This is a genomic window from Mesorhizobium sp. CNPSo 4688 (assembly GCF_057784295.1).
In genome coordinates this window covers 19,301-33,404 of record NZ_JBWLUY010000022.1, presented here as the reverse complement: position 1 = coordinate 33,404, position 14,104 = coordinate 19,301, and the positions used below count along the sequence as shown (strand labels likewise).

The 14,104-nt window shown below is 57.8% G+C and carries 11 protein-coding genes; 3 read left to right on the top strand and 8 right to left on the bottom strand.

Annotation, left to right across the window (positions count from 1 at the left end):
- Positions 1 to 241 precede the first annotated feature (241 nt).
- Positions 242 to 1,603: a sigma-54-dependent transcriptional regulator gene (locus AC04SH_RS29795; RefSeq protein WP_488481359.1), complete on the bottom strand. Its 1,362-nt coding sequence runs from the start codon at positions 1,601 to 1,603 to the stop codon at positions 242 to 244.
- Positions 1,600 to 3,453, bottom strand: a complete 1,854-nt coding sequence (locus tag AC04SH_RS29790; RefSeq protein WP_488481379.1) for an ATP-binding protein — start codon at positions 3,451 to 3,453, stop codon at positions 1,600 to 1,602. Before AC04SH_RS29790 ends, AC04SH_RS29795 begins: the two co-directional genes overlap by 4 nt.
- Positions 3,454 to 3,703: 250 nt before the next feature.
- Here AC04SH_RS29790 and AC04SH_RS29785 point away from each other — a divergent pair, with 250 nt between their 5' ends.
- The 3 genes from AC04SH_RS29785 (at position 3,704) to AC04SH_RS29775 (ending at position 7,927) form a co-directional block, all read left to right on the top strand.
- Positions 3,704 to 5,134: a dicarboxylate/amino acid:cation symporter gene (locus AC04SH_RS29785; RefSeq protein WP_488481358.1), complete on the top strand. Its 1,431-nt coding sequence runs from the start codon at positions 3,704 to 3,706 to the stop codon at positions 5,132 to 5,134.
- A 536-nt stretch (positions 5,135 to 5,670) separates the two neighbouring features.
- Positions 5,671 to 6,768, top strand: coding sequence for a pyridoxal phosphate-dependent aminotransferase (locus AC04SH_RS29780; RefSeq protein ID WP_488481357.1), 1,098 nt, complete (start codon positions 5,671 to 5,673; stop codon positions 6,766 to 6,768).
- Between the two features lie 133 nt (positions 6,769 to 6,901).
- A complete protein-coding gene (locus tag AC04SH_RS29775) occupies positions 6,902 to 7,927 on the top strand; it encodes an LLM class flavin-dependent oxidoreductase (protein ID WP_488481356.1) in 1,026 nt (341 codons plus the stop codon).
- Positions 7,928 to 8,083: 156 nt separating this feature from the next.
- On the opposite strand, the gene AC04SH_RS29770 is transcribed toward AC04SH_RS29775, so the two are convergent.
- The 6 genes from AC04SH_RS29770 to AC04SH_RS29745 all read right to left on the bottom strand — a co-directional run bounded on the left by AC04SH_RS29770 (position 8,084) and on the right by AC04SH_RS29745 (position 13,951).
- Positions 8,084 to 8,377 carry a DUF982 domain-containing protein gene (locus AC04SH_RS29770; RefSeq protein ID WP_488481355.1) on the bottom strand — a complete coding sequence of 98 codons (294 nt, stop codon included), beginning with the start codon at positions 8,375 to 8,377 and terminating at the stop codon, positions 8,084 to 8,086.
- 277 nt (positions 8,378 to 8,654) lie between these two features.
- The gene (locus AC04SH_RS29765) at positions 8,655 to 9,131 is read right to left on the bottom strand and encodes a transposase (protein WP_488577673.1); all 477 of its coding nucleotides are present in this window, start codon (positions 9,129 to 9,131) and stop codon (positions 8,655 to 8,657) included.
- Positions 9,132 to 9,700: 569 nt separating this feature from the next.
- Positions 9,701 to 9,838 (bottom strand): hypothetical protein, encoded by a 138-nt coding sequence (locus AC04SH_RS29760; protein ID WP_488481353.1) that lies wholly within the window; start codon positions 9,836 to 9,838, stop codon positions 9,701 to 9,703.
- A 99-nt stretch (positions 9,839 to 9,937) separates the two neighbouring features.
- Positions 9,938 to 10,246, bottom strand: coding sequence for a hypothetical protein (locus AC04SH_RS29755; RefSeq protein WP_488481352.1), 309 nt, complete (start codon positions 10,244 to 10,246; stop codon positions 9,938 to 9,940).
- The gene (locus AC04SH_RS29750; protein WP_488481351.1) at positions 10,230 to 12,191 is read right to left on the bottom strand and encodes an ABC transporter ATP-binding protein; all 1,962 of its coding nucleotides are present in this window, start codon (positions 12,189 to 12,191) and stop codon (positions 10,230 to 10,232) included. Before AC04SH_RS29750 ends, AC04SH_RS29755 begins: the two co-directional genes overlap by 17 nt.
- A complete protein-coding gene (locus AC04SH_RS29745; protein ID WP_488481378.1) occupies positions 12,191 to 13,951 on the bottom strand; it encodes an ABC transporter ATP-binding protein in 1,761 nt (586 codons plus the stop codon). The genes AC04SH_RS29750 and AC04SH_RS29745 overlap by 1 nt, the downstream gene beginning before the upstream one ends.
- Between the last annotated feature and the right edge of the window lie 153 nt (positions 13,952 to 14,104).

Sequence of the window (14,104 nt, the reverse complement as noted above, 5' to 3'; positions counted from 1 at the left end):
GCATTGACCGAAAGAACAGATATGCAGCACGAGGTCTCTCAGGCCTCTGAGCCAGAAAGGACTGATCCCAAACGGCACGATCATCAGGCGCCCCTTTGACGACCCGATCCGCATACCGCAGGGCGCGCCACTGATGTACCCGAAAAGGGGAAGTGTATTCTTGGGCGCAAGCAGCTTTCATTTTCCCGGTGCCAAGAAGCCTATAGCACCCCTTCCGCGTCGAGCGAGATCAAGGGGATTTCTAACAATCGCTGCTGCTTCGATACACGCCCGGGGTTATTCCATAACGTTTCAGCTTGTCGTAGAAGGTTTTGCGGGGCACCTGCAGAAACTCGGTTGTCTTCCTCACGTCGCCATCGCATTCCCGCAATGCGTTGCGGATCACGGTCGCCTCGTAAAGGCTAACCTTTTCGGAAAGAGAGAGACTTAGTTCGGCTTCTCTTTTTCCGGGAAGCGAATTCGACGCGCCTTCAAGTCCCAACGCAACCCGATCGGCGAAATGCGCAAGTTCGCGAACATTGCCGGGCCAGTCGTGACCCATGAGATGATTACGCACGGCCGCGGTTATCTCCCACACTGGCTTGCCGAAGCGTTTGCAAGCGCGTTCCAAGAAATGCGCAAAGAGGATCGGGATGTCCTCGCGGCGCTCGCGAAGCGGCGGGATATGGACCGTGACGACGTTTAGGCGGAAATATAGATCTTCCCTGAAGTCACCGCGAGCGTTCGGGTCGCCCAGATCGACCTTCGTCGCAGCCACGACACGAACATTGATGCTGCGGGTTTCGTTGGTACCGAGTGGCGTGACCTGCCGGGTCTCCAGTACCCTTAGGAGTTTAATCTGGAGTGCAGGCGGCATGGACTCGATTTCGTCGAGGAATAGGGTGCCGCCATTCGCGTATTCGAGACGACCGATCCTGCGCCTATGCGCGCCGGTAAACGCGCCTGCTTCGTGGCCGAAAAGTTCGCTTTCGATAACACTTTCGGGCAGCGCCCCGCAGTTCAAGGCCACGAACGGCTTCGTGCTTCGTCCGCTCCAGCGGTGAAGCAGGTCCGCGACCACCTCCTTACCCGCGCCGGTTTCACCCTCGACAAGGACATCCACATCCGTATCGGCGATCTGGCGGAGCGTTTCGCGCAGCCATGTCATACTCGGTGCGTTGCCTAACAGGGGCATATCACCCGCGGATCGGACGACCGCATCTCTAAGGCGCCTGTTTTCCAAGACCAGGTGCCGGTTTTCGGAAGCGCGATTCAGCGTCACCAAAAGCCGGTCAGTCTCATATGGCTTAGCGATGAAATCGTAAGCGCCGTCCTTGATGGCGGCAACGGCGAGTTCGACGTCGCCGTGCCCAGTGATAAGGACAACAGGGATGTTGGGATCGATTGCCTTCAGCCGCTCAAAGAGCTGAAGGCCGTTCATTCTAGGCATGCGGATGTCGCTGACGACGGTACCATTGAAGTTCTCGTCGATTTTGGCGAGTGCGGCCTCGGCCGAGTTGAGGACGATAGGGCTAAAGCCGGCAAGTTCCAGCATCTGCGCGGCAGCGGGCAGCAGATCCTCGTCGTCGTCAACGAAGATGACGTTCCCTTTTTCGTCACTCATTCAGCACGCCTCAGTTCGATGGTGAAGGAAGTCCCCTTTTTGTGGCTGGCATCGAGTCGCAGCGAGCCGCCGAACTCCCGGGCGATCTCAGCTGAAATAACCAGGCCAAGACCCAGCCCCTTTTCCTTGCTTGTGGTAAATGGCATGAAGAGGCTCTTGCGAATTTCAGGGGCGAGGCCGGTTCCGTTGTCTCGAACCGATAGGGCGACCGTTTCTCTGTTCTGGGCAAGCGCTATCTCAATCCGCGGCTCCGGCAGGCCCTTCAGGGCATCGAGCGAATTCTGCAGAAGATTGACCAGGATTTGCTCCAGCCGAACGCAACTTGCCATCACCATCGGAGACGGATTTGTCCGCTTCCGTTCGATCGTCACGCTAGATTCTCGGATTCGGCCCGAAAGCAGCGAAAGCGCCCCGTCGATCGCTTCTTCCGCCGATACTGGCCCCACAGCACCTGTTGCGCGGCGGGAGAACGACCGCAGCGTTTCGGTGATCGCCCCGATGCGTCCCGTTATAGCAATGATCGATTTCAAATTCCCCGCGGTTTCTTGCGGCTTCTCGCCTTGGAGAAGACGTGTAGCATTTTCGGCATAGGTGCGAATTGCTGTCACCGGCTGGTTAATCTCGTGGGCAACTCCGGCTGCGATCTGTCCAAGAATTGAGAGGCGGTTCGCCTGAGAGAGTTCATCACGTAACCGGCGCACTCTTGCCTCGGCATTCTCCCGCTCGGCTATCTGAGCTGCGAGCGTTTCGTTCGAACGGCGGAGCTCTGCGGTACGCAAGTTGACGCGATGTTCCAGTTCCGCGTTGATGCTCGCAAGCGCGTCCTGCCGTTGCCGGATCGCCTGCCGCCGTCGAACCATAACGGAAACAGCAAATGCCACGAGCATGAGGGCAAGCAGTGTTGTCGTGCGGGCTGTCATCATCGCCGCGGAAATCTCTGTATCGGCAGGAATGAGCAGTGACAGCCGCCAACCAGGGACCACTTTGCCGAGATCCTGAGAAACCGCGACAAAGCCTGCCGCCTTGTCCGCGGTACTTGCGGTAACCAGTGTGCCGCCGCGGTGCGAAAGCGGGACGGGCTCGAACATCGCGCCAGGCAGTTGCAGATGATCGCGGGCGATTTCCGCCTCTTTCTTGGACAGCGGGGATAGAGCGCTAAAACGCCATTGAGGCACGCCGGTTGAAAGGACGACGCCGTGCTCATCGCTCGTGAAGACCACGAAACCGCTCTCGCGCCAGCTCGACTCCACACGGTCCAGCTCGACCTTCACCACGACGACACCGAGTGGTCCCTCAGGTCCATCGATTCGGCTCGACAAGAAGAGGCCGGGGCGCTTGCTGACGGTACCAAGTGCGTATTGCGTGGCCATGCCGCTCGCCATCGCTTCAACGAAATAGTGACGGAAACGCAAGTCCCGGCCGACAAAACTGGTAGGCTCGCCGGCGTTGCTCGCAGCAACCGTCGTTCCCTCACTGTTGATGACGTAAATGACTGAAGAGGCGGCGTCGCGCGCGACGGCGCGCAGCTTGTCATCCAGCGCAGCTTCCCCACCGGCGCTCGGACTGCGAAGCATCTCCTGAACCGCACCGTCACGAGCCAGGATCCGCGGAATCAGTCGTTGTTTTTCGACGTCTCCTTTCAAAGTGTCGGCTGCAAGTGGGCGCGCCGCAAGAGCGCGGTCGCGTAGGTCCGCCTCAGCTTTGGTGCCGGCAATCCGGCCGGCTGCAAAAACAAAAAACCCAAGGCCCGGACCAAGAACTGCAAACAAAGCCGCAAGCCAGAGAAATCGGCCGGCACTCAATCTGCCAAGGAAGTTGAACGGGGCCTTTTGCAAGCCACCCTCGCTGATGCAGTCGTCTTCTACCGAGTGCTCCAGAGTAGTGCCGGATTTCGCCAGATGAAACCAAAAAGTGCGGAAATCCACACACTTACATGGCGCGACCCGCCCGAAAAGAACCGAAACCGCGCCATCCGCTCGGCCTGTCGGTTTGGCATGGCTCTTGCGGAAAACACCGCAGCAGCGTTCGACCGGAGCGCAGCGATCAAGAAACCCCGGGGAGGAGAGGCAGTGCCAACTTCCGGGTCTGGGAGAGAGATCAATGTCGAACCCACAGAACGCTAGCGCGAACGTCGCGCCTCGCAAGCCCTTCTATGCACGGCTGTACGTGCAGGTGATTGCCGCCATCGCCATGGGCGTCGCGCTCGGCCATTTCTACCCCGAAGCCGGCGAAAACATGAAGCCGCTTGGTGACGCCTTCATCAAGCTCGTCAAGATGATCATCGCACCGGTGATCTTTTTGACCGTCGCGACCGGCATCGCCGGCATGCATGACCTTCAAAAGGTCGGCCGGGTAGCCGGCAGGGCGATGGTCTATTTTCTCACCTTCTCGACGCTGGCACTGATCGTCGGCCTCATCGTGTCCAATGTCGTCCAACCGGGCGCCGGCCTCAACATCGATCCGGCCTCGCTCGACGTTCAGGCCATCAATCCCTATGCCGCGAAGGCCCATGAGCAGTCCGTGACGGGCTTTCTGATGAATATCATTCCGACCACGATTGTGGCCGCGTTCGCTGACGGCGACATCCTGCAGGTCCTTTTCTTCTCGGTGCTGTTTGGCATTGCCCTTGCGATGGTCGGAGAGATGGGAAAGCCGATCAGTTCCTTCCTCCAGGCACTCACCGTGCCCGTCTTCGCGCTCGTTGGCATTCTGATGAAGGCGGCCCCGATCGGCGCGTTCGGTGCCATGGCCTTCACAATCGGGAAGTACGGCATCGCCTCCGTCGTCAATCTCGCGATGCTGGTCGGGACGTTCTACATCACGGCCTTTCTCTTCGTGTTTATAGTTCTGGGCGCTGTGAGCCGTTACAACGGCTTCTCGATCCTTTCTCTTATCCGATACATCAAGGAAGAGCTGCTCTTGGTCCTTGGGACGTCCTCCTCGGAGGCCGCGCTGCCTGCTCTCATGGAGAAAATGGAGAAGGCTGGCGCCAATCGTTCAGTCGTAGGGCTCGTCATCCCGACCGGATATTCCTTCAACCTGGACGGCACCAACATCTATATGACGCTTGCGGCCCTCTTTATCGCCCAGGCGACGAATACCGATCTCTCGATCAGCGATCAGATCCTGTTGCTGCTCGTTGCGATGCTTTCCTCCAAGGGCGCTGCGGGGGTCACAGGCGCCGGCTTCGTCACGCTGGCCGCCACTCTTTCTGTGGTGCCGTCCGTTCCGGTGGCTGGCATGGCATTGATCCTCGGTATCGACCGGTTCATGTCCGAGTGCCGGGCCCTCACCAACGTCATCGGCAACGCCGTGGCAACGCTCGTGGTCGCCCGTTGGGAAGGCGAATTGGATGAGGCGCGGTTGGAAGCTGCCTTTGCAGGGCATCATCTTGCCGAGACCCTGGCCGATCAACCGCCCGTCTCACCGCCACTGAGTGATGCCGCATCGTTGCGACTCGTCCATCCGCCTAGTCGGTCGCAAGCACAGCGAGGTCGACCCGCAGACACCAAGCGAGGACTCGCGGATTGAGCAATCCAAAGCGCTGAAAGCAGCACCACCGCGCTGAGCCAACAACGAGCATCAATACGCGCCGCGTTTTCGGTTGGAGCGCTGCTCACCGGTACGGTCTCGACCAGAGGGATTCAAACGAGTTGACCCTGGCAAATCCAGCACAAGGATCGGGAGGTCCTGGTCGGCTGTTGACGCGCTCCCTAGCGATATCGTGGCGCCTCGTTAGCCGTGAGCGAAAAACAGTCTGGCGCAGATCAACCGGTTCGCAACCCACCAATACATCGGCCCAAGAAAGACGAGGCACGCGTGACCGAAGCACTGCCTCGAGAAGAGAGGGTATTCTATGCGCCGCCTGAAACAGGCCGCGCGGGCCGATAAAATTTACCTACAGCAATAATAACAATAATTCGCCTGAGTCAGAAAGTGTAACCCCATTTTTTGAAATGACTTTAGATGAAATGATACTGGAATCTGCACGTTAAGTGCAGCGAAATCGGCGGGGATAAACCTTAGCAAGCAGAGGGTATAATTTCGCCCTCAAAAAAGGAGAGGATATGTTGGAACCAAAACTGGAAAGCGTGCTTTCGTCGTTTTCGCAGGTGGCAAGGGAACTAGAGCCTTTACCGTCCAGTCGCCCTTCGCTGAACGATAGCTACGTCAGGCTAAATGCGAATGAGAATCCATTTCCGTTACCGGAAGTCGTAATGCAAAGTGGAATTGCCGCCCTTGAACGGCAGTATCTGTATCCAGAACTCGACAACATCAGCTTGAGGGAAGCCGCGGCCGACACCTATGGCCTCACCAAGGATCAAGTGATTGTCGGAAACGGATCCTCCGAACTTTTGGGACTCATCTACAAGGCCTTCCTTGCCCCTGGCGACAGCGTGGCAATGCTATCGCCCGGCTTTTGGTTCAACCGCAAACTCGCCATGTTGCAGGAGGCTCAATTTATTGAAATCGAGTGCGGTCGATCTAATACCCTGCCAGTAGAGGAATTGCTCTCTGGTCCAGCAAAAGGCGCCAAGTTCTTTCTTCTAGCCAATCCGAACAATCCAACTGGAACATTCGTTCCGGTGGCCGAGATCGAACGCCTCGCGTTGCAATCGGATCATCTGATCGTTTTGGATGAGGCCTATGTCGACTTCGCACCGGATAATGGCCTGCGCCTTATCGATAATTATCCCAATATTCTGCTCCTACGGACATTTTCCAAAAGCTATGCCGCCGCCGGTATTCGTATCGGTTTTGGATTTGGTCATCCTGAAATCATTGGAAGATTGCGCAACATCCAAAATGCTTTCAACATGAACGTGATCGGCCATGCGGTTGGCATCAGCATCCTTGCGCATCGCGCCGCCTATGAAGAGAACCACCGGCAAATCAAGCAGGAGCGGGAGCGCGTGTCCTTCGCGCTCTCGCAACTGGGTTTTTCCGTGACCCCCTCCCATGCAAATTTCTTGCTGGCCCGCGTGCCGACAGGACAAGACGGTAGATGGTGGCAGCAATCGTTAGAGCGGCGCAAAGTACTTGTCACCGTTCCTTTCGAAGAATTTCTGCAAGATTGCATAAGAGTAAGCATAGGCACACGGCAGCATATGGACCTATTTTTAGATCAGATCGCAAGTATTTTGATAAGACGGTCGGATGTATAATAAGCCAATGAGGCTTATGTAAGTCATAATTACATCGCGGAAACCTTTATATCTAAAAGTACTTGGTTCACCTGATGCTTAGACCTTGGTCCGGAGCGAGGATTTTCCGCGTCAAAATCCTGGAGACAATAAAGTGAAAAACGTTCTTTCGAAGCCGACCTTCGGAATATTCGATCACTTGGATGACGACGGTCGCGACATCGGCCCACAATATGCCGATCGCCTGAAGCTGGCGGAGGCGTGCGATCACCTCGGCTTTTATGGTTATCATCTCGCAGAGCACCACTGCACCCCACATGGGAGAGGTTCGTCGCCAAATCTCTTCTTATCGAGCGTCGCACAGCGCACCCGCCAGCTGCGTATAGGCCCGCTGGTCATGCTCCTCACCTTGTACCATCCGCTTCGTGCGTTCGAAGAGATCTGCATGCTCGACCAACTGAGTGGTGGCAGGTTGGAGCTCGGTCTAGGCCGAGGCTCTCTCCCGGCCGAACTGAATTATTTTGGGATTGGCACGGACACAGTGCCGGGCCGTTATTCGGAGGCCTGCGAAATCCTAATCGCGGCCATGAAAGGCGGGAAGTTATCGTATCGAGGCCGTCACTTTGAGCTCAATAAGGTTCCCTTGACGCTTAGCCCCCATCAGCGCCCGCATCCGCCGACATGGGTCGCCACCAATCGACCCGAATCTGCAAGTTGGGCCGCCGCGAACGGCGCAAATCTCGCATGCGTAGGACATAGCTCCTCCGTCCGCAAAGTAACTGATGCCTTCCGCGCCAGCCGGAAGGAGACTATGGACAAAGGTAATCCCGTGCCGTTTCTTGGATTGCTGCGCATGGTCGTGATTGGTCGTTCTGATGCGCATGCCTATTCGATCGCGGCACCTGCTTATGAAACATGGCTCAAGAGCTTCAAGTTTCTTTACGTCCTCAATGGCATCCCCACCCCACCAAACCTACCGCTGACCTTCGAAGCGGCGATTGAAAGTGAGCTATGCGTAGCGGGAACGGCAGCTTTCGTGCGGGACGCCCTTCTTGGTCAATTGGAAATGGCTGGCGCCAACTATCTTCTTTGCCAGCTCGCGTTTGGGGACTTACCTCTGGAAGCGTCCCTATACACTGCAGTGACGATTCATTCCGACATCATGGCCCGATTTGCCTGAGCGTAAATCCGTGGCGTAGGGCGCTTCCAAGGAGTCGCCCTACGCCAGGGACAAGTCCTCTGGCAGACATAGCCCGGCAGCGCATGGTCCACAGGCGGGGATTCCACGCTACGCCTGCATGCGCGTCCCGGACGACGATGAGAACTGGTTAGCTGTTCACACCGACCGTGTGACTCTGTCCGCTGCAATCCACTGCATTGACGAGGTTGGATCTTCCAATATGGTGGCCCGCTTCGCGAAGCCGTAGAAGGCAGCGCGGGCGGTGCTTAAGGGCTTGTGCCCATCGTAGGCGTCAAAACATGCTTTAAGGGCAGTCTCGTGGATCAGGTCTCTGCGATCCTCGGGCCACTCATCGAGAAAATCGATAGCGTCCTCGAGACTTGCAATCTCTTGCACGACATAAGCGGCACGCTTCACGAAAATAGGGCTGCCGAAGGCCTTTGCCTTCATCTCGTCTACTCCCGACCTGCTGAACAGCCGACTCGCAAGGCTGCCTCATCCACACCGCCGAGCATTGCAGAATGCGTTGTCAGCCTTATGACACTTCAAGGAAAAGCGGCATTCATCCTCGGGAGGAACCCGATCGTTTGCCAGTCTACTGCCGCAAAAAATGGCCGCCTCGGGGACAATCTTAATCGTTCCAACCGCCGCCGACGGACGGTGAACCCAGTAGCCTAAACCAGTCGTTCACAGCCCAGCAGCAAAAGAAAGCCGCACGCTCGTCTGATTAATCTAGCCCAAGCCTTTTCTTCAGTTCCGCATTTTCCTTGCGCAGACGATCCGCAAGCAGGCTCTTTAGCCGCTTGTTTTCTTCCTCGAGCGCGACGAGATCCTTCAGCTCGTCACTGTCCGCTGCAGGCGTCGCTGCTTTTTTCCAAACATAGTATGTCTGTTCCGAGATGCCGGCATGCTTCACCGCGCTCTTGAGAGTAGCGCCGCCGCCAAGCAACGTCTCGATTTGAGCAAACTTCTGGCCGCGCTCATTTGCAGAGCGGACCTTGCGGCCTATCCCTGCCGATGGCGGTGCTTCAGTGGTCGCGGATATCGGCTTGGCGCCGTTCTTCCGGCCAGGCGCGCTCGGCTCAGCCTTTGGCTTCCTCGTCCGCGGCGTTCTCGCCCCCGGTTTTGACGTCTCCGCCTCGGCTGCCGTTTCGGTAGGAATTACTGTTTCGGTTGCCAGGCGATTTGCCATGAAATTCTCCATCGATGGTTTTTGCAAGGTTCAGCATTGAGGGCTACAACAGTAGGGTCAACAAGCTGACGAGTTGGCTGCCGGCTCTTCTGGAGTTCCTCTGCGGTTTCGGCGCTCGCCGCGGCCATGTCGAAATCGCCCCAGATGGAACGCGCGTTTTTTTGATAACGGCGCTTCTGTTTGACTTCCACGGTGAATGGTCGCGTTTGCCGCCTCATAGTTCCCGCCTGATAAAAACGAGTGGAAGAATGAAGTCGCCGCTCGAATTCCCAGCGCTTCCTGATTAGCGCGGAGCTTTATCGTAATAGTCGTTCGACGAGCAAGTGACATCGGTCACGGCACTGCTCTTAAACGGGCTGAGCGTACGCCCGCTGCGCGAGGAGAAGGGCTGCAAAAGCCGCAGCGCGGTGTTTTCCGATTAACACGTTCTGCGAACCCGCCCTGCAGACCTGCGACCACGAAGGGGTCCGATCATTGTAATGGTCGAGTACCGCAATCATTAGAGAGAGGTTCCAGAATTTCTCAAGGTGATGGCATCATGGCGAAAGGCGAGACTGCGAGATGGCCAGGGATGGGCTATCCTACGTGATTGCCTGCCCGGTGACAGCCCTCTCATTGCGCTGGTCGGACATGACTTGGACGAAAGCGACGCGCGAGGCATCGTCGATGCAGACGTGGACCAACTCCCAGCCGATGCCGAGATGGCGATTCGACCGCACCAGGATATCGCCCGGAATGCGGTGCCCCACAGAGCCGATCGACCGAGCTTCGTGATGTCGGTGAGCACGCTGGGTGCTCGCCCCCTAGCGGCGCACCGGCTAAGGTTTCTGGTCCTTGAGGCACGACAGGCCAACGCGTGCCAGCACCAGACTCACGGTTGCCTCGGATACACCGGTTTCGCTGGCGACGTGCTTGCCGTTCAAGCGTTGCCTGCTCAGCGCTACGATGGCGTCCGCCACGGCGGCTTCGGTTTGTTTCGGGCTTGTCTTCGGCCGCGAGAACGGTCGGCCACGCCGGCACCGTGTAGCAATCAAATGCTCGTCATGGGTGGTGGCGATCTCGGTATTGCGCAGGCGCTCGATTTGCTTCCGCAAGCGGGCGACGCGCCGGCTATCGCCGCTCGGCAATGCGCCTGCACCATTGCGGTGGCTCCTCGGAGTTTCGCGCCTCAGATCTGTAGCCCGCTGGTTCGGAGGTATCGAGTTGTTCATCGGGGGTGTCGAACGAGGCGTGGTTGAGCCTGTAAAGTTTGGAATAGACACCGCCCATTTTGATCAACTCGTCGTGTTTTCCGCTTTCGGCGACCTTGCCGTTCTGGAGAACGACAATACGGTCGGCGCCCCGCACTGTGGCAAGACGATGGGCGATAACGAGGCCAGTTCGGCCTTCGAGAAGCGTGACGAGTGCCTTCTGGATCTGCATTTCCGTGTAGCTGTCGATATTCGCGGTCGCTTCGTCGAGTACCAGGATCTTGGCGTCTGCGACAAGCGCACGTGCAAAGCTGATAAGCTGGCGCTGGCCCAGCGAGAGATTGCCGCCACGCTCACCTAGAGCGGCGTCGTATCCACCAGGAAGGCGCACGATAAAGCTGTGCGCGCCAACGGCCATGGCGGCCTCGATAACCTCTTCCCGCGTGGCTTCAGCCTGGTGGTAGCGGATATTCTCAAAGACCGTGCCGGTAAAAAGGAACGGCTCCTGTAGCACCATGGCAACTTGACGGCCAAGAGATTTCTGGGTGACATCTCGCACATCGTAGCCGCCGACCAGCACCTGGCCCTTCTGGACATCATAGAAGCGGTGGACGAGGGCCATTGCACTCGATTTACCTGAACCCGTCGGCCCGACCAAGGCGACGGTTTCGCCGGGATCGGCCCGGAACGACACGTTGTTCAACACCGGATGCTCGGGATCATAGCCGAAAGTAACGTTCCTGAACTCGATCGAGCCGTCCATGTCGGCTGAAAGCACCCTGGCATTCGGTTTGTCCTGGACCTCGATCTTGATATCAAGAACCTCGATCAGACGCTTTCCCGACGCCATCGCCCGTTGCATGATCGAATATTGCAAGGTGAGCGAGCGGATCGGATCGAAGAAGCGCTGAATGTAGAAGAGGAAAGCGACTATCACACCCACATCGATGCGGTCGTTCATCACCATTGAACCGCCGACAACGATGACGACAGCTACGGCAACGCCCGTCAGGCCATCGACGATCGGCACCATGATCTGTGCGTACTTGGCAGCGGTCAGATGTGTCTTGAGATTGGCGCGCGCTTTATCATCATAAAGCATCGAATTGACCTGCTGCCGATCCATGGACTGCACTGCCCGTACGCCATGAATGGCTTCAGCCAGCGCGCCATTGGAAATCGAATTGGCCTCGTTCGCGGCCATGAAGGCATCGCGCGCGCGCGGCAGCCACAAGAGGCGCACCACGAAGAGAACAGGCAATACCGAGAACGTAAGGAGCCCCAAGCGAACATCAAGCCACAGCATGATGAAGACGATGCCAAAGAGAAGGGCGATGTCGCCCAACGAAAACACTGCGGTTTCGAAGAATTCCCGCATGGAATTGACGTCGCCCTGCAGGCGCGACATCAGCCGTCCCACCTCTGTCTTGTCCATGAAGGAAAGCGCTACGTCTTGCAGATGACCAAACGTGGCGCGGCGAATATCGGACAGAGCCTTCTCCGCCGTTTTGTAGACCATGATCTCCTGCGTGTAGCTGGCAGCAAAATTGACTGAGATCGTGAAAAGGAAAGCGCCGGCGGCCGCAAGCAGAGCTGAGCGATCGCCACTTCCCGGCTGCATTCCATGGTCGATCGCAAAGCGGATGATGAGGGGGATGAGAAGCTGTGAACCGGTGAGGATCAACATCGCGGCAACCGAGATGATCAATTTGGCGCGGTAGGGCCTGACGAACGCCCAAATGCGCCGGACAATATTCTTGTCAAACGCCGATCCGAACATCTCTTCTTCGAAGCGGTGCGAGCCGACGACGGCATGCGGCGGGCGCCGGTCGTCGTCTCGAGCATCGTTGCGTTCCGCCTCGACTTCGCCGGCCTGGAGCATCAGCTCGCCCCCTTCTGGTCGGGCAGCATGTCATCAAATGCGCGCACTTGGAGGTCGTAAAGAGCCTTGTAGCGTCCGCCTTTCGCCAGAAGATCTTCATGAGTGCCGCGCTCGACAATCTCGCCGTTCTCGATCAACAGGATTGCGTCGGCATGCATGAGCGAACTCAGGCGGTGGCCGATGATGATGGTCACGCGATCCTTGGCAAAGAGTCGCATGGCGGAGCGAATGCGCTGTTCGGTGGCTGCATCGATCGCGGCAGTCGAGTCGTCGAAGACAATGACCGAGGGGCGCAGCATCATCGTGCGGGCGATCGCCAGGCGCTGACGCTGTCCGCCCGACAGGGATACGCCGCGCTCTCGCACGACCGTCTTATAGCCGGCCGGCAGCCGGAGAATATAGTCGTGAAGCTGAGCCGACTCGCTCGCGCGCTCGATCCGCTGTGCGTTGGCCCAGGGATCGCCATAGGCGATATTGTTTTCGATCGTCGTGGTGAAAACGAATGCATCCTGCTGCACGACCGCGACGGCTCTGCGGAGCGTGGCCAGGGTGACGTCGCGGATATCCTGGCCGTCAAGCGTGATGGCACCGCCGGTGACGTCGTAAAAACGAGGGATCAGATGAGCCACCGTCGATTTGCCGGAGCCGGGCGGGCCGACAATTGCAACCGTCTCGCTCTTGCGGGCTTCAAAACTGATATTCTTCAGGATTGGGCGTTCCTTGGCGGCCGGATAGGCGAATGAAACATGGTCGAAGCGCAAGGTGCCCTCGCTGATTTCGAGCGGTTCGGCGTCTGATGCGTCTTTGATCGCAATGTCCAGGTCGAGTAAGCCGAAGAGGCGCGAACCGCATGTTGAGGCCCGGGCGAAGCCATCGACTATCACGCCTATCTGGCGAACCGGCATCTGGAGGATCGTCATAAATGAAAGGAACGTAGCAAGTTTGCCCACGCTGATTTCGCCTGCGGCAACTTTGTTGCCGCCGATCCACAGGACCAGTCCCATGGCGAGAAAGAACGAGAAATTCATCGCGGAAATGTTGCGCACGTAAATCTCGACCCGTTCGAGGATGAGACTAAGCGCATTCTTAGAGGCGCGGTCGAACTTCAGCATCTCGTAAGCCTGCGCTGCAAACGCGCGGACAACCCGGATGCCGACGAGATTTTCTTCCATCACGCGGCTGAGGACGGAAAGCCGCTCCTGCAGATCAAGCCAGGTGGCACGCAGCTTGAGCTGGGTGATTGATGAGCGCCACGCGACAAAGGGCACGAAGCTCAGCGCGAGAAGACCAAGAAACACGTTGGTGGAAATCAATATGTGGGCACCAATCCCGATCAGCATGACGAGCAGGACCGCACGAACCAGAGAGGCAGCGAAGTACATACGCACGCCTTCCAGGTCGAGCATGCCGATAGTGATCAGATCGGCTGAATGCGCCTGGTCATAAAAAGAAAAGCTGAGCCGCTGGATCTTGTCATAAACAGCGACCCGCAGTGCATACGCGACGTGATGTCCGACCGCTTCGGCAAGATAGTTCTGAGCCAGCGTGAACAGGCCGCGCAGCATGCTAACGGTGAGCAGCAGGAGGGCCGAGTTCTGCAGCGCCTCTTGCGCGGCCGCTCCGCTTAGTCCGCCGCCGACGGCTGTCTGGGTCTGGTCGATGGCCTTACCGAGGAGCACGGGGATCAGCAATTGGAGCGATGCCGCAACGAGCGTCGAGCCGATCGCTCCGGTGACCTGCCACGGGTGCCGCAAATTCATCCGGGTAATGCGCGCGATCGTGCTCCAGCCCCGGACTGAACCGGCCACTTCTCCGATCGCCACCCAATTTCCGGGCTTCGTCACGCCACGAATAGCCTTACTGTTGGAGGGGGCAGCCCAGCGGCCTTGTGCCGTTTGGAGGGCCTTGAGCCG